Consider the following 16,268-nt stretch of genomic DNA (forward strand, 5'->3'; position numbering starts at 1 on the left):
TCTCCTTGAGGTTGGGTGTCGCTTGATCGGGTCGAGAGTGCGAGCTCAAATCTGTTGCGTGAGACGCAAGGTCAGCGAGTCGAGCACCATGCGCGCCGTCGAAATGTTGGTCGCGCACGGAATGTTGTGCACGTCGCACGCGCGCACCAGCGCGTTGATGTCCGGCTCGTGCGGCTGCGGCGTCATCGGGTCGCGCAGAAAGATCACCATGTCCACGCGTCCTTCCGCGAGTTGCGCGCCGATCTGCAGGTCGCCGCCGTGCGGGCCGGACAACATGCGTTCGACCGAGAGCCCGTGCGCGTCGGCGATACGCCCGCCGGTCGTGCCGGTCGCCACGATGTCGCAGCGCCGCAGCGTGTCGACGTATTCGCCGGCCAGTTTGACGATGTCGTCTTTTTTATGATCGTGCGCGATCAGCGCGATACGGGTGGTCATGACGTAAGACTCCTGAAACCGTTGTGATTGTCGTTGTTGTGGTGATGCTTGAATGCGGGCCGTTCAGAAGGTGCCCGGATAGGCGCCGCCGTCGATCAGCAAGTTCTGCCCGGTGATATAGCCGGCATGCACGCTGCACAGGAAGGCGCAGGCGGCGCCGAATTCCTCGCGGGTGCCGAAGCGGCCGGTGGGGATCGTCTTTGTGCGCTGCGCGCGCGCCTCGTCGACGGAAATGTTTTGCGCCTTGGCTTGCGCCTCGAACGTGACGCCGATGCGGTCGGTGTCGAACAGACCCGGCAGCAGGTTGTTGATGGTCACGCCGGTGGGCGCGACCTTGCGCGCGAGTCCCGCGACGAAGCCGGTCAGCCCGGAGCGCGCGCCATTGGACAAACCGAGCACGTCGATCGGCGCCTTCACCGCCGAACTCGTGATGTTGACGATGCGCCCATAACCGTTCGCGCTCATCGAATCGATGGTCGCGCGAATCAGCTCGATCGGCGTGAGCATGTTGCTCTCGAGCGCGCGGATCCAGTCGTCATGCGTGAAGTTGCGGAAGTCGCCCGGCGGCGGACCGCCCGCGTTGTTGACCAGAATGTCCGGCTGCGGACAGGCGGCGAGCGCCGCGGCGCGGCCTTCCGGCGTGGTGATGTCGCAGGCCACCGTCTTCACTTCCACGCCGCTTTGCTTGCGAATCTCCGCCGCGGTCGCCTCCAGCGTCTCGGCGGTGCGCGCGACGATCGTCAAGTTGACGCCTTCGGCGGCAAGCGCTTCCGCGCAGCCGCGCCCCAAACCCTTGCTGGCCGCGCAGACCAGCGCGGTGCGTCCTGCGATTCCCATGTCCATCAGTGTTCTCCTCGTGAAAGTGTGCCTCGTGAGAAACGCCGGGCCGTCCCAAGTTTTCTGCGCCTGCGCGTCAGGCGCGAAGCGACAGCTCTGGATGCCCTCTCGCGGCAAAGTTTCCCCGATTCTAGAAGAATCGGTGCCGGACTGCGCCGGGCCGCTGCAATCTCCGGTATCTTCGGGCGGCACTCTTTCGGTAAACTTGCGCCGTGGCGCGTCCGCCAGCCAGCCGGTTCACCGGCCGTGCGGCGCGCCGAACCGATCCCTCTAGCCGCCCCGTGCGCACCCGCCATGACCCAGGACAGCCGTTTTCCCAATCTCTTCATCCTCGATCACCCGCTGATCCAGCACAAGCTGTCGCATATGCGCGACCGGGATACCTCGACTCGCACGTTCCGCGAACTGCTGCGCGAAATCACGTTGCTGATGGGCTACGAAATCACCCGCAATCTGCCCATGACCACGCGCCGCCTGACCACGCCGCTCGTCGAGATCGACGCGCCGGTAATCGCCGGCAAGAAGCTGGCGATCGTGCCGGTGCTGCGGGCCGGCATCGGCATGTCGGACGGCCTGCTGGAGCTGGTGCCGTCGGCGCGGGTGGGCCACATCGGCGTGTATCGCGCCGAGGACCATCGGCCGGTCGAATATCTGGTGCGCCTGCCCGACCTCGAAGATCGCGTGTTCATTCTGTGCGATCCGATGGTCGCGACCGGCTACTCCGCCGTGCACGCGGTCGACGTGCTCAAGCGCCGCAACGTGGCCGGCGAGAACATCCTGTTCCTCGCGCTGGTCGCCGCGCCCGAAGGCGTGCAGGTGTTTCAGGACGCCCATCCGGACGTCAAGCTGTATGTCGCCTCGCTCGATTCGCATCTGAACGAGCACGCGTACATCGTGCCGGGTCTCGGCGACGCCGGCGACCGCCTGTTCGGCACGAAAAATTGAAAGCGGCCTGAAAACTGCGTGACGGCGAGCATCAGACGCCGCTGTTGCGCACTTTTCGCAGCGTTTGCCACTATCTCGCCCTCTGCCGCACCCCTGCGGCGTGATAAAATTCGAATCCGCTCAAAGAGCGGCTCAACTCGCACCACCGCCTGGCGCACGGCGCCTTTCGCGGGGCCTGGCAGGCCGGCGCGGCGTTTGCCGCGTGCCAGCCGCACCGCGCCCCGTCCCAATCGCGCTGCCAACCCGCGGGCCCGCTAGCCGGGCTCGGCTGGGCGTGATCAGGCTTGAAACGCCTGGTTGCGGAGGGCTAGTCACAGGCGGTAGCCACGAACGGTTGAGCCGGACAGTCAGGTAGCGGACGGTTTGACATCGAGGCGCAAAACACGCAAACACGCGCAAGCGCCCGGCATCGCAACGACAATTGCACAATGCGTGCGCCCCACTGGCGCGCGCGATGGAGAAAGGTATGGCGGGTCATTCGAAATGGGCCAACATCAAGCATAAGAAAGCAGCGGCCGACGCCAAGCGCGGCAAGGTCTGGACGCGGCTCATCAAGGAAATCCAGGTCGCGGCTCGCATGGGCGGCGGCGACATCGACTCGAACCCGCGCCTGCGGCTCGCCGTCGAAAAGGCGTACGACGCCAACATGCCGAAAGATAACGTCAACCGCGCGATCCAGCGTGGCGTGGGCGGTGTTGATGGCGCAAGCTACGAAGAAATCCGCTACGAAGGCTACGGCATCGGCGGCGCGGCGGTGATCGTCGACACCATGACCGACAACCGCACGCGTACGGTGGCGGAAGTGCGTCACGCGTTCTCGAAGAACGGCGGCAACATGGGCACGGACGGCTCGGTGTCCTTCATGTTCGATCACGTCGGCCAGTTCCTGTTCGCGCCCGGAACGCCGGAAGACAAGCTGATGGAAGCCGCGCTCGAAGCCGGCGCCGACGACGTCGTCACGAACGAAGACGGCAGTATCGAAGTGCTGTGCCCGCCGAACGATTTCCCGAAGGTGAAGTCCGCGCTGGAAGCCGCGGGCTTCAAGGCCGAGCTGGCCGAGGTGACGATGAAACCTCAGACGGAAGTCGAGTTCACCGGCGACGAGGCGGTGAAAATGCAGAAGCTGCTCGACGCGCTGGAGAATCTGGACGACGTGCAGGAAGTCTATACAAACGCCGCGATCGCCGACGAATGAGCGCGCCCCGGCAGCGCGTGGCGCGCGGGCTCGTGTCGAGCCGCGCCACCCTCTGCCGGTTGACCCTCGCGTCGTTGCTGAGCGGACGTGCGTGTGGTTTTGCACCGCGCTTCCACCCGGGTTCGCACTATGCCCTGCGCCGTCACCGGCTGCGGGCCCAATGCGAACCTCGTTGTTATTCCACGGCTGAGCGTGCTGCGTCAGCCGTTTATGGTTTTTAAGTCTCGGGGATTCACATGAAGTTACTCGTCGTCGGTTCCGGCGGTCGCGAACATGCACTCGCATGGAAGCTCGCGCAATCGCCGCGGGTTCAGCTCGTCTACGTGGCTCCTGGCAACGGCGGCACCGCCCAGGACGAGCGTCTGCGCAACGTCGACATCACCGAGCCAGCTGCGCTCGCCGATTTCGTCGAAAGAGAACAGATCGCCTTCACTCTGGTCGGGCCGGAAGCGCCGCTGGCGGCCGGCATCGTCAATCTGTTCCGCTCGCGCGGCCTGAAGATTTTCGGGCCGACCAAAGAAGCCGCTCAGCTCGAAAGCTCGAAAGACTTCGCCAAGGCGTTCATGAAGCGCCACGCGATCCCGACGGCCGAATACGAAACCTTCGCCGACGTCGCCGCCGCACACGCGTATCTCGACGCCAAGGGCGCGCCGATCGTCATCAAGGCCGACGGCCTCGCCGCGGGCAAGGGCGTGGTGGTCGCGCAAACGCTGGAAGAAGCGCACGCCGCGGTCGACATGATGCTGTCGGACAACAAGCTCGGCGATGCCGGCGCGCGTGTCGTGATCGAGGAATTCCTCGCCGGCGAGGAAGCGAGCTTCATCGTGATGGTCGACGGCAAGCATGTGCTGCCGCTCGCTTCGAGCCAGGATCACAAGCGCCTGCTCGACAGCGACCAGGGGCCGAACACGGGCGGCATGGGCGCCTATTCGCCCGCGCCGATCGTCACGCCGCAACTGCATGCCCGCGTGATGCGCGAAATCATCCTGCCGACGGTGCGCGGCATGGAGAAGGAAGGCATCCGCTACACCGGCTTCCTGTACGCTGGTCTGATGATCGACGCGCAAGGCAATCCGAAAACGCTCGAATTCAACTGCCGCATGGGCGACCCGGAAACGCAGCCGATCATGGCGCGTCTGAAGGGCGACTATTCGAAGGTGGTCGAGCAGGCCATCGCCGGTACGCTCGACACGGTGGAACTGGAGTGGGATCGCCGCACCGCGCTCGGTGTCGTGCTCGCCGCGTACAACTATCCGGACACGCCGCGCAAGGGCGACCGCATCAACGACATTCCGGCTGAAACCGCGGATTCGGTCACGTTCCACGCCGGCACCACGTTGGCGGACGGCAAGCTGACCACCTCGGGCGGCCGCGTGCTGTGCGTGGTCGGTCTGGCGGATTCGGTGCGCAGCGCGCAGTCGGTCGCGTACGAAACGATCAACCAGATCTCGTTCGACGGCATGCAGTATCGTCGCGACATCGGCTACCGTGCGTTGAACCGCAAGCACGACGCCAAGACCGAAGGCAAGCATTAAGCCATGACCCCACTCGCCCGCGTGCGGCGCCAACAGCGCTACACTGCGGGTTTTCGGCCGGTTTGACCCCGGTCACCGCGCGCACCGCAGCATGTGGGCCGATATGGGCCGATGCAGGCCCGACGTGGCCTGACTAGGGCGGCAGTATCCCGCCCGGCGCGAAAAACTGAATGGCCGCGCCTTCGCAGGTTCCACCCTGACGCGGGCCCGGCCGTCGCCCTTCACGAAGAACCCGCGGCACGACGAGCGTGCCGCCCTCAGCATCTGCATTCATGACCGATTCGAGCTACGACGCACAGGCCGTGCGCAGCTGGCTGCAAGGCCTGCAAACGCATATCGCGGACACGCTCGGCGCGTTCGACGGCACGCCGTTCGCAACCGACGCATGGCAGCGCGTCCCCGGCGAGAAGCTGCGCGGCGGCGGCTGCACGCGGATTCTGGAAGGCGGCAATTTCTTCGAGCGGGCCGGCATCGGTTTCTCGGATGTCGCGGGCGACGCCTTGCCGGGTTCGGCGAGCGCGGCGCGGCCGCAACTGGCCGGGCGGGGTTTCGAAGCGATGGGCTTGTCGCTCGTGCTGCACCCGCACAATCCGCACTGTCCGACCGTGCATATGAACGTGCGTCTGCTGATCGCGACCAAGGCCGGCGAAGAGCCGGTGTTCTGGTTCGGCGGCGGCATGGACCTCACGCCGTACTACGGCTACGAGGAAGACGCGCAGCACTTCCACCGCACCTGCCGCGACGCGCTGCTGCCTTATGGCGAGGACCTGTACCCGAGTTTCAAGCGCTGGTGCGACGAATATTTCTTCCTCAAGCACCGCAACGAAGCGCGTGGCATCGGCGGGATTTTCTTCGACGATTTCTCGGCGCCGGGCTTCGACCAATCGTTCGCGATGCTCAAGAGTGTCGGCGACGCGTTCCTCAAAGCGTACCTGCCGATCATCGAAAAGCGCCGCAACATTCCGTACGGTCAAGCCGAGCGCGATTTCCAGGCTTACCGGCGCGGGCGCTACGTCGAGTTCAATCTGGTCTTCGACCGTGGCACACTGTTTGGGCTGCAGAGCGGCGGACGCACGGAATCGATCCTGATGTCGATGCCGCCTGTGGTGAACTGGCGCTACAACTGGCAGCCCGAACCGGGCACGCCGGAAGCGCGTCTTTATAGCGATTTTCTCGTGCCGCGCGAGTGGCTGTGACGGGCCGCGCCCGCGCATCACTCGAATCGTCACGACAAAGGATCTTCACCTGAAGCCGAACGCTCATCCTGTTGCCCTGCCTCGCCGGATCGGACTGCTCGGCGGCACTTTCGATCCGATCCACGACGGCCACCTCGCGCTCGCGCGGCGTTTCGCGCATGTGCTGAAACTGACCGAACTCGTGCTGCTGCCGGCCGGCCAGCCCTGGCAAAAATCGGACGTTTCGCCGGCCGTGCATCGCCTTGCCATGACGCGCGCGGCGGCGAGCGAACTGGTGCTGCCGGGCGCGACCGTGCGTGTCGCGACTGACGAGATCGATCACGACGGCCCGACTTACACGCTCGACACGCTGCAACGCTGGCGTGAACGCGAAGGTGAGGACGCTTCGATTGCGCTCCTGATCGGCGCGGATCAACTGGTGCATCTCGACACATGGCGCGACTGGCGGCGCCTGTTCGAGTTCGCCCATATCTGCGCGGCCACCCGGCCCGGTTTCGACCTCGCGTCGATTCCGCCGGTGGTCGCTCAAGAAATCGACGCGCGCCGTGCCCGCGCCGACGTTCTGCAAGCCACGCCCTGCGGCCACTTGCTGATCGATACGACGCTTGCGTTCAACGTTTCGGCCACCGACATTCGCGCGCATCTGCGCGAGCAGGTGAACCGGCGGCTTGCCCTCGCGGGCGGCGAACAGCAAGACCAGGCGGCGAGCCATGTCCCCACCGCGGTGTGGGACTATATTCTTCAACATCATCTGTACCACCGGTAACCTCATGGATATTCGCAAACTGCAACGCGTGATCGTCGACGCTCTCGAAGACGTCAAGGCGCAAGACATCAAGGTGTTCAACACCAGCCACCTGACCGCGCTGTTCGATCGCGTGATCGTCGCGAGCGGCACCTCGAACCGGCAAACCAAGGCGCTCGCTTCGAGCGTGCGCGAGAGCGTCAAGGAGGCCGGCGGCGACATCATCAGCACCGAGGGCGAGGACATCGGCGAATGGGTGCTGGTGGATTGCGGCGACGCCATCGTGCACATCCTGCAGCCGGCCCTGCGCCAGTACTACAACCTCGAAGAAATCTGGGGCGACAAGCCGGTGCGCATCAAGCTGTCCACGCCGGACCCGTTCGGTGGCGCGCGCTCGAGTGAGCCCGATGAAGACGAGGACGAAGACGAAGCAGCGCCGGCCGTGAAGAAGCCCGCGCGCAAGACGGCCGTACGCCGCAAGTAAGCGGGCTTTGGCCGGCTTACGGTAATCGTCCGCGACTCTCTTCGTCATGAAACTGCATATCCTCGCCGTCGGCCACAAGATGCCGGACTGGATCGCCACAGGCTTCGACGAATACGCGAAGCGCATGCCGCCCGAGCTGCGCATCGAACTGCGCGAAATCAAACCCGAGCAGCGTTCGTCGGGACGGCCGGCGGAAAGCGTGATGGCCGCCGAGCGGCTCAAGATCGAAGCCGCGTTACCGAAGAACGCGCGGATCGTCGCGCTCGACGAACGCGGCAAGGACTGGACCACCATGCAGCTCGCCGGCGCCCTGCCCGGCTGGCAGCAGGACGGCCGCGACGTGGCGTTCCTGATCGGCGGTGCCGACGGGCTCGATCCCGATCTGAAAGCGCGCGCCGATATGCTGCTGCGCGTCTCCAGCCTGACTTTGCCGCACGCGATGGTCCGCGTGCTGCTTGCCGAACAGCTTTACCGCGCGTGGACCATCACGCAAAATCACCCCTATCATCGCGTGTGAGCGAACGAGGCGGCGTGTGTAGCGCGCGGCTTTGTCGCGTGTTGCCGCGCGCGCTTTCCGGGCGCTTTCCGCCGCATCGCCTGCGCTGAGTGAATCGCATGTCGACGCGCGTGTTTTTGTGCGCGCGGCGATAGCGTTCACCAGACGCTGATCGACGCTCGACCGGCACGCTCGCCGAACCCTCATACAATCCGCTTCATCGAGACCTGTTCATGTCCACGTCCGCCGCTTCGCTGCATCCGTTCGTCTATCTCGCTTCGCAGAGTCCGCGCCGCCAGGAGCTGCTGCAACAGCTCGGCGTGCGTTTCGAACTGCTGCTGCCGCGTCCCGATGAAGACGCGGAAGCGCTCGAAGCCGAGCTGCCCGGCGAGCGCGCGCACGACTATGTGCAGCGCGTATGCGTCGCCAAGGCGCATGCGGCACGCGCGCGCCTCGTGGCCGGCGGCCATGCGGCGCGGCCGATTCTGGTTGCGGATACAACCGTCACGATCGACGACGCGATTCTCGGCAAGCCCGTCGATGCCGACGACGCCGTCGCGATGCTCAAGCGCCTCGCCGGCCGCGACCACGAAGTGCTGACGGCCGTGGCCGTGGTCGATGCCGAGGGTATGTTGCTGCCGGCCGCGCTATCCGTGTCGAAGGTGCGTTTTGCTGCACTGCACGCAGACGCGATTCGCCGCTATGCGGCGAGCGGCGAGCCGCTCGGCAAGGCGGGCGCGTATGGTGTGCAGGGGCGCGCCGCGGAGTTTATCGAGCATATCGACGGGTCCTATTCAGGTATCATGGGTTTGCCGCTTTTTGAATGTGCTGCCCTCCTGCGTGCAGCGCGCATCGACTTCTAAAATAACACCATGAATGAAGAAATCCTGATCAATGTCACGCCGCAGGAAACGCGCGTCGCGCTGGTCCAACAAGGCGCCGTCCAGGAACTTCACGTCGAGCGAACTCTGTCGCGTGGCCGCGTCGGCAACGTCTATCTCGGCAAGGTCGTACGCGTGTTGCCGGGCATGCAATCCGCCTTCATCGACATCGGTCTCGAACGCGCCGCGTTCCTTCATGTCGCCGACATCTGGCATCCGCGCATTGCCGGCGAACCGCAGCATCAGACGCCGCATCAACCGATCGAGAAAATCGTCTTCGAAGGGCAGACGCTGATGGTGCAGGTCGTGAAGGATCCGATCGGCACCAAGGGCGCGCGCCTGTCCACGCAAGTGAGCATTGCCGGGCGCACGCTCGTGTATCTGCCGCAGGAGCCGCATATCGGCATCTCGCAGAAGATCGAGAGCGAAGCCGAACGTGAAGCCGTGCGTGCGCGTCTGACCGCCGTGCTGCCCGCCGACGAGAAAGGCGGCTACATCGTGCGCACCATCGCGGAAGATGCGACCAGCGAAGAGCTGGCCGGCGACGTCGCGTATCTGCGCAAGACGTGGGCGACGATTCTGTCTCAAGGGCAGCGCATGCCGTCGACGAGCCTGCTGTATCAGGATCTGAATCTCGCGCAACGCGTGCTGCGCGATTTCGTCAACGACGAATCGTCGCGCATTCAGGTGGACTCGCGCGAGACGTATCAGATGCTGGCCGATTTCGCGGCCGAGTTCACGCCGGCAGTGTCGTCGAAGCTGCACCACTACACCGGCGAGCGGCCGCTCTTCGATCTGTACAACATCGAGGCGGAAATTCAGCGCGCGTTGTCGCGCCGGGTGGATCTGAAGTCGGGCGGTTATCTCGTGATCGACCAGACTGAAGCGATGACGACCATCGACGTGAACACCGGCGGCTATGTCGGCGCGCGCAACTTCGACGATACGATCTTCAAGACCAACCTCGAAGCCGCGCACACCATTGCGCGGCAATTACGTCTGCGCAATCTGGGTGGCGTGATCATCATCGACTTCATCGATATGGAGAATGTCGAGCATCGTGATCAGGTGCTGGGCGAATTGAAGAAGGCGTTGTCGCGCGATCGCACGCGTGTGACGGTGAATGGGTTCTCGCAGCTCGGGCTTGTCGAGATGACGCGCAAGCGTACGCGTGAATCTCTCGCGCATGTGTTGTGTGAGCCTTGTCCGGTTTGCCAGGGGAAGGGGCAGGTCAAGACGCCGCGTACGGTGTGTTACGACGTGCTGCGCGAGATTCTGCGTGAGTCGCGCCAGTTCAATCCGCGCGAGTTCCGCGTGGTGGCGTCGCAGCAGGTGATCGATCTGTTTCTCGAGGAAGAGTCGCAGCATCTGGCGATGCTGATTGATTTTATTGGGAAGCCGGTGTCGCTGCAGGTCGAGTCGAATCTGAGTCAGGAGCAGTACGATATTGTGCTGATGTAGGTTAGTTCACGTCGCGCAATGGCCGGCTTTTTATTGATGTCGCCCAAGGTATCGTGCGCGGCTGGCGGTGCGATTGGTTTGTGCTAGGAGAAACAACATAAAGCAGTTTTTCGAGACGCGGTTACCGATTAGGATGGCTTTCCCGATATGACGGAAACGAGAGAACGGCCACTAATCGGAACTCGAAAATTGCCCGGCAAAAACAAACATGTCGACCGCTGATTACGAAAAATCGCGTATTAAAGAATCAACAAGATTCTATGGCGCTGGAGCCGGTGTGACGCTGAGAACGGGTGCCTTCCCGTCCCAGATCTGATTATCTCGATGAACAAAGCTCCGCCGGGCTTATCGATTCCGCCCGCACCCGAGCCTTACCAGCAGCGACGGACGCAATGAGCGGGCCAAACTGATTGCAATGACTTCGGTCAAACGAACCATTGTCGGTGTCTGCGTTGTGGCGGCATTCGTTTCCGCTTGGAGCTATTGGGACGGCGCGAGACTACGTTCGATCGTTAAGCCGACAGACTGCGACGATGCGCAATCGGCCGATGGCCGCTATACGGCACGGGGCTGTTACCTTGGATCGCATACTGTCTTGCGGCTCTATGAGCAGCCAAGCCAGCAACTTCTGGCTGAGAGAACATATAGAAGCTACACCGACGACGCCGCCAGGCTTTATTGGGAACGCGATGCACTGCGTTACGAGCGCGGAGACGAGAGCGGTGCCGACTTGGGAACGATTCATCTACCGCCATCGCTATACGACCGGCTGCTAGCCAGACTGCCCTAGCCGACGTCCCGCGCCAGCCATCCCGTCGCGGGTTCCGCAAAGCTCACCGGGAGTAATCCGGTGACCAAACCCAACCCAGCATTGAAGCGATAGGCCTCGCCACCGAGCCTAGCGCCCACACCCACTCCCGAACGAACCCCCAATTTCCTCATTGACCGCACCCCATCGAGAGGCGTATAACCATCCCACTGGATGTTAATTGGATGGCACCTAGATGCCTCCCGGAGTGCAAATGCCCAAACTCAATCTCATCAACACCTCGCGCCCCAAAGGCGGCGAGACCGAAAAAATCACCATCAACCTGGGCCCGATCGACCTCGGTCAGATCGATCTATTGGTCGAAGAAGGCTTTTACTCGAACCGCACCGACCTGATCCGCACAGCAATCCGCAACCAGCTCGCGGTGCACGCCCAGATCGTCACGGAAACGGTGACCCGGCGTGCCATGGTGCTCGGCCTGCAGCACTTCTCGCGACAGGATCTCGAAGCCGCTCAGGCCGCGCACGAACAACTCGACATTCACGTGCTCGGCCTCGCCAGCATCGCAGCCGATGTGCCGCCCGAACTCGCGGCGGCCACGATTGCATCGGTGGTGGTGCTCGGTGCCTTTCATGCGTCGCCCGCGGTCAAGGCGGCGCTCGCCGGCCGCATCAGCTAGGCGCGATGCTCGACTCATTACCGTGGCTGAACGGGCGACCCATCAGTCGACTCTCAACCACGCCCCACACAGGTCAATACAAACCATCATGAAAATGAACGAAGACTTCCTGAAATCGATGAAAGACGCCTTCGAGCTATTGCGCACGAAGGGTCCCAAAGAAGCCACGGCGGCGGTTCAGCGCGCGCTCTCGGGCCACAACGCGAACAATGTCCACGTGGACCCGGTGCAAACACCGCACACGCCTTCGAATGCCAGCGAATGGGCGCAAGCGTGGACGCAGCCGCAAACGCCAGCGAGCCCCGCTCCGCACGCCCCTGCCGCGCCGACTTTGGACGCCGACACACCGGGCACCTTCAGCACGCACACGTTCAGCAACGCAGCCGGACAACGCCAGTACAAGCTCTACGTGCCCGCTGTCTACAAGACCGAACCATTGCCGCTGATCGTGATGCTGCACGGCTGCACGCAGAACGCCGACGACTTCGCCGCCGGCACGCGCATGAACGAAATGGCCGAGCGTCACGGCTTCATCGTCGTGTATCCGAATCAGGCGCAAGCGGCCAATCATTCGAAGTGCTGGAACTGGTTCAAACCTGCCGATCAGCTGCGCGATCAAGGCGAGCCGTCCTTGATCGCCGGCATTACGCGCGAGGTGATGGCGCGCTATCGCGTCGATCCGGCGCGCGTGTATGTGGCGGGTCTGTCGGCGGGCGGTGCGATGGCGGACGTCATGCTGAAAACGTCGCCCGATCTTTACGCGGCAGCGGGTGTGCACTCGGGCCTCCCCTATGGATGCGCGAAAGGCCTGCCTTCGGCGCTCGCCGCGATGAAAGGCGGCAAGGCGCCACGCAATCGCACACATGCCGCGCCGCAACGTCCGCTGATCGTGTTTCATGGCGACGCTGACACGACAGTCCATCCGTCGAACGCGGCGCAGATCGTTGCGCCCTTCGACGCCGGCACCACCACCGTCAGCACGCAATCCGGCGCTGCAAGCGGACGGCGCACCTATACACAGCAACGGCACATGGCGGCCAACGGCGTCGAAGCGGAGTCCTGGTCGATTCACGGCGCGGGTCACGCGTGGTCCGGCGGCAGTCAGCACGGTTCGTACACGGACCCGTCCGGTCCCGACGCCGCCGCGGAAATGGTGCGATTCTTCCTCGCCCATCCGCGCCTGCACTGAGTCGGCACATCGGCGCCGGACCAAGCTAGTCCGGTTGAATATGAATGACCGGACTGCCGGTTATACAGCCGCTTGGGCGAGACGCATTTTGCAAGAGGCGCCTCGTGCGCTATAGCAGCGCGGGCGAGCGATAAAAGGCCCCGGTAAATGCCGCGCCGCGGCCTACGCCGCGACCGGGCAGCCCGCCTGCTCAAGCGCGGCCTGCGCGTGCTCGTGCAGGTCCCCGCTGGCGAGCGACGCGTCCGGTGTGCGCACCCACGCCGCAATGCGCAGCGTCGCGCCGCCATCGTCAGGATAGTCCGCTACCGTGACGATCGGTGCGAGCGTGGCGCCGCTCAGCACGCGCGGTTCGTCTGCGACCAGCTTCTTCAATTCGCCGATCGCGGCGTCGACGTCCTTGCGCTGCGCGAGGCCCACTTCGACCTCGATGCGCTGCGTGCCGCCGCTGCTGTAGTTGATCACCGGATTGCTCCAGATCTGGCTATTCGGCACGAACACGGCGTTGCCGTCGCCGCGCTCGATGCGCGTGGTGAAGAGTCCCACTTCGCGCACGATGCCGGCCGCCGCGCCGCTGCCTTCGATCACGTCGCCGACGCGAAACGGCCGCAACATCAACAGCATCATGCCGGCCGCGATATTCTGCAGCGTGCCTTGCAACGCGAGTCCGATCGCGAGGCCGGCGGCGCCGAGCACCGCCAGCACGCTCGCGGTCGCGATGCCGACTTCGCTGAGCGCCGCGATGAACACGAGCACTCGCACGGCCCAGGTGCTCATCGCCGCCAGCATCGGCGCGAGCGTCGGATCCGCGTGCGTGCGCGCGAGCGCGCGGGCGAACATCGCGCCGACGCGATTCGAGAGCCACCAGCCAATCACGAGGATCAGCACGGCCAGCACGATATGAAGGGCGTCGTGCGTCAGCGTGACGAGCAACGACGGCTGGAAGTGAAAGAGTCGCGCGAGGAGATCGTTCATCTTGAGTCTTCGTTCCGTTACGGTATAGGAGTCTTGACGCAACGAAGCAGGATACGTTCCCGCCCTTTACATTTCGTGCACAGAGGCACGCTGCTTGCTTAAACATGCGAACACGGGCAGTGCAATCATGCAAAGCCTTACAGCAAGGGAGTTTACGCTGTCGTTAGTACAGGCAAAGGAGGACCTCATGTCCCAACATTTGAAGACTGGCGACCGTGTCAGTTGGAACACGCCGCAAGGCGTCACCCACGGCAAGATCGTGCGAGTCATTTCTACCCATACGACTATGGACGGCAGAACCATCGATGCGTCGACATCCGATCCACATTACGAAGTACAAAGCGAGAAGAGCGGCAAGCATGCCGTTCATCGCGGCGATGCATTGCATCGGGTCAAGAATTGATAGGGATGGCTAAGCATGCGTGTGAGCATGCATCCATGCCGCCGGCAAACCTGCGCGTCAAACAGTGCCCAACGGCCTCAGCAAATTACGCAGTGCCGCGACGGTGATCGGACGCGAAAACCAGAAGCCTTGCGCTTCGTCGCAGCCGAGCGCTTCCAGTTGCGCGGCCTGCTCGGCCGTTTCGACGCCTTCGGCCGTCACGCGCAGTTTGAGCGCATGCGCCATCGCGATGATGGCGCCGACCAGCGCCGCGCATTGCGGGTCGGTGCTCATGCGCATCACAAACGAGCGGTCGATTTTCAGGCGATTCAGCGGAAAGCGCGTCAGATACGCAAGGCTCGAATAGCCGGTGCCGAAGTCGTCCACCGCGACTTCCACGCCCAGATCGCGCAACGCAAAAAGTGTCTGCACAGCCTGTTCGGTGTCGCCGAGCAAAACGCCTTCGGTGATTTCCACCTCGAGGTATGAAGGGTCGAGCGCGGCATCTTCCAACGCCTCGCGGATCGTCTCGAAGAGATTCTGTCGCTGGAACTGTTGCGGTGACACGTTCACCGCGAAGCGCGGCAACGTGCCGGTCAGCCTCAATAATTTGCCTGCATCGCGGCACGCGGTTCGAATCACCCATTCGCCGATCTGCTCGATCAACCCCGCCTCCTCCGCGACCGGCACGAATTCGACGGGACTGATCAAACCGCGCTGCGGATGGTTCCAGCGCAGCAGCGTCTCCACTTGCGCGATGCGGCCATTGGAGAGCGTCACCTGCGGTTGATACACGAGATGCAATTGCTGACGCTCGATCGCATCGCGCAGCATGGTTTGCAGTTCGAAGCGGCGCGCCGCCTGACCTTCCAGCGCGGTGGAAAACCGCCGCACCGCATTGCCGTTCACCGTCGAAGCCGCCGACAACGCCACGCCCGCGCGACGCATCAGCGTAGGCGCATCGCCGCCGTCGGCCGGATAAGCCACGATGCCGATGCTCGCGGTAATGTTCAAGGCAGTGCCGGCGTAGTCGATCGGCTCGGCGATGCGGCCCAGTGCTTCGGCGGCGAAGGCATCGGCGGCCGCGCCTGTTTCGTTGACCAGCAAGGCGAACTGCGTGCCGCCGATCGAGGCGATCGTGCCGTCGTTCGGAAAGAGACCGCGCAACCGTTCACCGACAATCTGCAGCACGAGTTCGGCCGCATGCAACCCGAGCGCATCGCGCAGTTTACGCAGATGATCGAGCTCGGCGATCAGCACAGTAAAACCGCTGCCGCTACGCTGGCAACGCGCGATCGTCAGTTCCAGGCGCTCAGTAAATAGCGTTTGGTTGGGCAGACGGGTCACGCCGTCGTGATGCGCGACGTACCAGAGACGCGCTTCCGATTGCGCGTAACGCGTCATGTCGATGGCGATGCCCACGTAGCGCGCCGGCCTGCTGGCGAGGCCACCCGGATGCGCGGGCTCGGCGATGAGCGGCGCCAACGCCAGCACCACGCGAACCGGCGTGCCATTGCGCCGCAAAAAACTCCATTCGGCCTCATAGCGCGAAGTCACCGTGGCAAGCGGCGACAGTTCTCCGCGGCGCTTGGCGAGTTCGGCGGGATCGAACAAAGACTCGAAAGTCCGCCGGCCAATCAGTTCTTCCGCTGCAAATCGAGTCAGCTTTTCGAAAGCGGCGTTGACGGTCTCGAACGTGCCGTCCGCGGTGCAGATGAACATGCCGTAAGGCGCCGAGGCAAGCGCGGCATCGCGCGTACGCATGTCGGCGTAGAGGGGGACTTGCATCGCGCCGGCCTTTTGTTTTTTCCTGAGTAGTCAAAGCGATCGGACGTATTCTTGCGCGCGGGCGCAAATAGTGAAACCCCGAGTTCCGGTCCGATGTTTCGGGCAACCGTGCGTATGATAACGGGCTTTCGTGCCCTCGCCGAATTCGCGAGCCCCCCATTCTTCGCGCCAATCGTTTCCCTTGGTGTAATCCCCAATCCTCCCGACCGGCTCGCTCGCGCTTGCGCGCGCCATACGAGCCTCGCTATTGCCGGGATATTCGATCCTTCATGAGCGTCG

Annotated in this window: 16 protein-coding genes; 12 read left to right on the forward strand and 4 right to left on the reverse strand. The window is 63.6% G+C overall.

Annotated elements, in window-relative coordinates:
* Positions 1-45 precede the first annotated feature (45 nt).
* Together B0G74_RS13840 and B0G74_RS13845 are read right to left on the reverse strand one after the other, a co-directional pair.
* A complete protein-coding gene (locus B0G74_RS13840) occupies positions 46-435 on the reverse strand; it encodes a methylglyoxal synthase (RefSeq protein WP_132375292.1) in 390 nt (129 codons plus the stop codon).
* 63 nt (positions 436-498) lie between these two features.
* Positions 499-1,278, reverse strand: coding sequence for an SDR family oxidoreductase (locus tag B0G74_RS13845; RefSeq protein ID WP_132376945.1), 780 nt, complete (start codon positions 1,276-1,278; stop codon positions 499-501).
* Positions 1,279-1,566: 288 nt separating this feature from the next.
* On the opposite strand from B0G74_RS13845, the gene upp reads away from it, so the two are divergent.
* From upp to B0G74_RS13900, 11 genes are all read left to right on the forward strand, one after another.
* The gene (gene upp, locus B0G74_RS13850; RefSeq protein WP_011487457.1) at positions 1,567-2,217 is read left to right on the forward strand and encodes a uracil phosphoribosyltransferase; all 651 of its coding nucleotides are present in this window, start codon (positions 1,567-1,569) and stop codon (positions 2,215-2,217) included.
* A gap of 466 nt (positions 2,218-2,683) precedes the next feature.
* Positions 2,684-3,412, forward strand: a complete 729-nt coding sequence (locus B0G74_RS13855) for a YebC/PmpR family DNA-binding transcriptional regulator (RefSeq protein WP_132375293.1) — start codon at positions 2,684-2,686, stop codon at positions 3,410-3,412.
* A 236-nt stretch (positions 3,413-3,648) separates the two neighbouring features.
* Entirely contained in the window at positions 3,649-4,947 is a 1,299-nt protein-coding gene (purD, locus tag B0G74_RS13860; protein WP_132375294.1) for a phosphoribosylamine--glycine ligase, read from the forward strand.
* 272 nt (positions 4,948-5,219) lie between these two features.
* Positions 5,220-6,143: an oxygen-dependent coproporphyrinogen oxidase gene (hemF, locus tag B0G74_RS13865; protein ID WP_132375296.1), complete on the forward strand. Its 924-nt coding sequence runs from the start codon at positions 5,220-5,222 to the stop codon at positions 6,141-6,143.
* A gap of 16 nt (positions 6,144-6,159) precedes the next feature.
* Positions 6,160-6,909: a nicotinate-nucleotide adenylyltransferase gene (locus tag B0G74_RS13870; protein WP_132375297.1), complete on the forward strand. Its 750-nt coding sequence runs from the start codon at positions 6,160-6,162 to the stop codon at positions 6,907-6,909.
* A gap of 4 nt (positions 6,910-6,913) precedes the next feature.
* Positions 6,914-7,372 carry a ribosome silencing factor gene (rsfS, locus tag B0G74_RS13875; RefSeq protein WP_132375298.1) on the forward strand — a complete coding sequence of 153 codons (459 nt, stop codon included), beginning with the start codon at positions 6,914-6,916 and terminating at the stop codon, positions 7,370-7,372.
* A gap of 46 nt (positions 7,373-7,418) precedes the next feature.
* Positions 7,419-7,889 carry a 23S rRNA (pseudouridine(1915)-N(3))-methyltransferase RlmH gene (gene rlmH, locus B0G74_RS13880; protein ID WP_091795971.1) on the forward strand — a complete coding sequence of 157 codons (471 nt, stop codon included), beginning with the start codon at positions 7,419-7,421 and terminating at the stop codon, positions 7,887-7,889.
* Positions 7,890-8,101: 212 nt separating this feature from the next.
* Entirely contained in the window at positions 8,102-8,731 is a 630-nt protein-coding gene (locus B0G74_RS13885; protein WP_132375300.1) for a Maf family protein, read from the forward strand.
* Between the two features lie 9 nt (positions 8,732-8,740).
* Positions 8,741-10,210, forward strand: coding sequence for a ribonuclease G (rng, locus tag B0G74_RS13890; RefSeq protein WP_132375301.1), 1,470 nt, complete (start codon positions 8,741-8,743; stop codon positions 10,208-10,210).
* Positions 10,211-11,232: 1,022 nt separating this feature from the next.
* Positions 11,233-11,658 (forward strand): CopG family transcriptional regulator, encoded by a 426-nt coding sequence (locus tag B0G74_RS13895; protein WP_132375302.1) that lies wholly within the window; start codon positions 11,233-11,235, stop codon positions 11,656-11,658.
* An 88-nt stretch (positions 11,659-11,746) separates the two neighbouring features.
* Positions 11,747-12,847 (forward strand): PHB depolymerase family esterase, encoded by a 1,101-nt coding sequence (locus tag B0G74_RS13900; RefSeq protein ID WP_132375304.1) that lies wholly within the window; start codon positions 11,747-11,749, stop codon positions 12,845-12,847.
* Between the two features lie 162 nt (positions 12,848-13,009).
* On the opposite strand, the gene B0G74_RS13905 is transcribed toward B0G74_RS13900, so the two are convergent.
* Positions 13,010-13,819, reverse strand: a complete 810-nt coding sequence (locus B0G74_RS13905; RefSeq protein ID WP_132375306.1) for a mechanosensitive ion channel family protein — start codon at positions 13,817-13,819, stop codon at positions 13,010-13,012.
* Positions 13,820-14,006: 187 nt separating this feature from the next.
* Here B0G74_RS13905 and B0G74_RS13910 point away from each other — a divergent pair, with 187 nt between their 5' ends.
* A complete protein-coding gene (locus tag B0G74_RS13910) occupies positions 14,007-14,222 on the forward strand; it encodes a DUF2945 domain-containing protein (RefSeq protein ID WP_132375307.1) in 216 nt (71 codons plus the stop codon).
* Between the two features lie 57 nt (positions 14,223-14,279).
* Here the strand turns inward: B0G74_RS13910 and B0G74_RS13915 are convergent, their stop codons facing one another.
* On the reverse strand, positions 14,280-15,989 hold the full coding sequence (locus tag B0G74_RS13915; RefSeq protein ID WP_132375309.1) for a GGDEF domain-containing phosphodiesterase: 1,710 nt from the start codon (positions 15,987-15,989) through the stop codon (positions 14,280-14,282).
* Positions 15,990-16,268 lie beyond the last annotated feature (279 nt).

The sequence above is a fragment of the Paraburkholderia sp. BL9I2N2 genome, from assembly GCF_004339745.1.
GTDB lineage: Bacteria > Pseudomonadota > Gammaproteobacteria > Burkholderiales > Burkholderiaceae > Paraburkholderia.

Excerpts from the sequence above, each read along its gene's own strand:
- B0G74_RS13840 (WP_132375292.1), bottom strand. The coding sequence starts at position 435 with ATGACCACCCGTATCGCGCTGATCGCGCACGATCATAAAAAAGACGAC.
- B0G74_RS13845 (WP_132376945.1), bottom strand. The coding sequence starts at position 1,278 with ATGGACATGGGAATCGCAGGACGCACCGCGCTGGTCTGCGCGGCCAGC.
- upp (WP_011487457.1), top strand. The coding sequence starts at position 1,567 with ATGACCCAGGACAGCCGTTTTCCCAATCTCTTCATCCTCGATCACCCG.
- B0G74_RS13855 (WP_132375293.1), top strand. The coding sequence starts at position 2,684 with ATGGCGGGTCATTCGAAATGGGCCAACATCAAGCATAAGAAAGCAGCG.
- purD (WP_132375294.1), top strand. The coding sequence starts at position 3,649 with ATGAAGTTACTCGTCGTCGGTTCCGGCGGTCGCGAACATGCACTCGCA.
- hemF (WP_132375296.1), top strand. The coding sequence starts at position 5,220 with ATGACCGATTCGAGCTACGACGCACAGGCCGTGCGCAGCTGGCTGCAA.
- rsfS (WP_132375298.1), top strand. The coding sequence starts at position 6,914 with ATGGATATTCGCAAACTGCAACGCGTGATCGTCGACGCTCTCGAAGAC.
- rlmH (WP_091795971.1), top strand. The coding sequence starts at position 7,419 with ATGAAACTGCATATCCTCGCCGTCGGCCACAAGATGCCGGACTGGATC.
- B0G74_RS13885 (WP_132375300.1), top strand. The coding sequence starts at position 8,102 with ATGTCCACGTCCGCCGCTTCGCTGCATCCGTTCGTCTATCTCGCTTCG.
- rng (WP_132375301.1), top strand. The coding sequence starts at position 8,741 with ATGAATGAAGAAATCCTGATCAATGTCACGCCGCAGGAAACGCGCGTC.
- B0G74_RS13895 (WP_132375302.1), top strand. The coding sequence starts at position 11,233 with ATGCCCAAACTCAATCTCATCAACACCTCGCGCCCCAAAGGCGGCGAG.
- B0G74_RS13900 (WP_132375304.1), top strand. The coding sequence starts at position 11,747 with ATGAAAATGAACGAAGACTTCCTGAAATCGATGAAAGACGCCTTCGAG.
- B0G74_RS13905 (WP_132375306.1), bottom strand. The coding sequence starts at position 13,819 with ATGAACGATCTCCTCGCGCGACTCTTTCACTTCCAGCCGTCGTTGCTC.
- B0G74_RS13910 (WP_132375307.1), top strand. The coding sequence starts at position 14,007 with ATGTCCCAACATTTGAAGACTGGCGACCGTGTCAGTTGGAACACGCCG.
- B0G74_RS13915 (WP_132375309.1), bottom strand. The coding sequence starts at position 15,989 with ATGCAAGTCCCCCTCTACGCCGACATGCGTACGCGCGATGCCGCGCTT.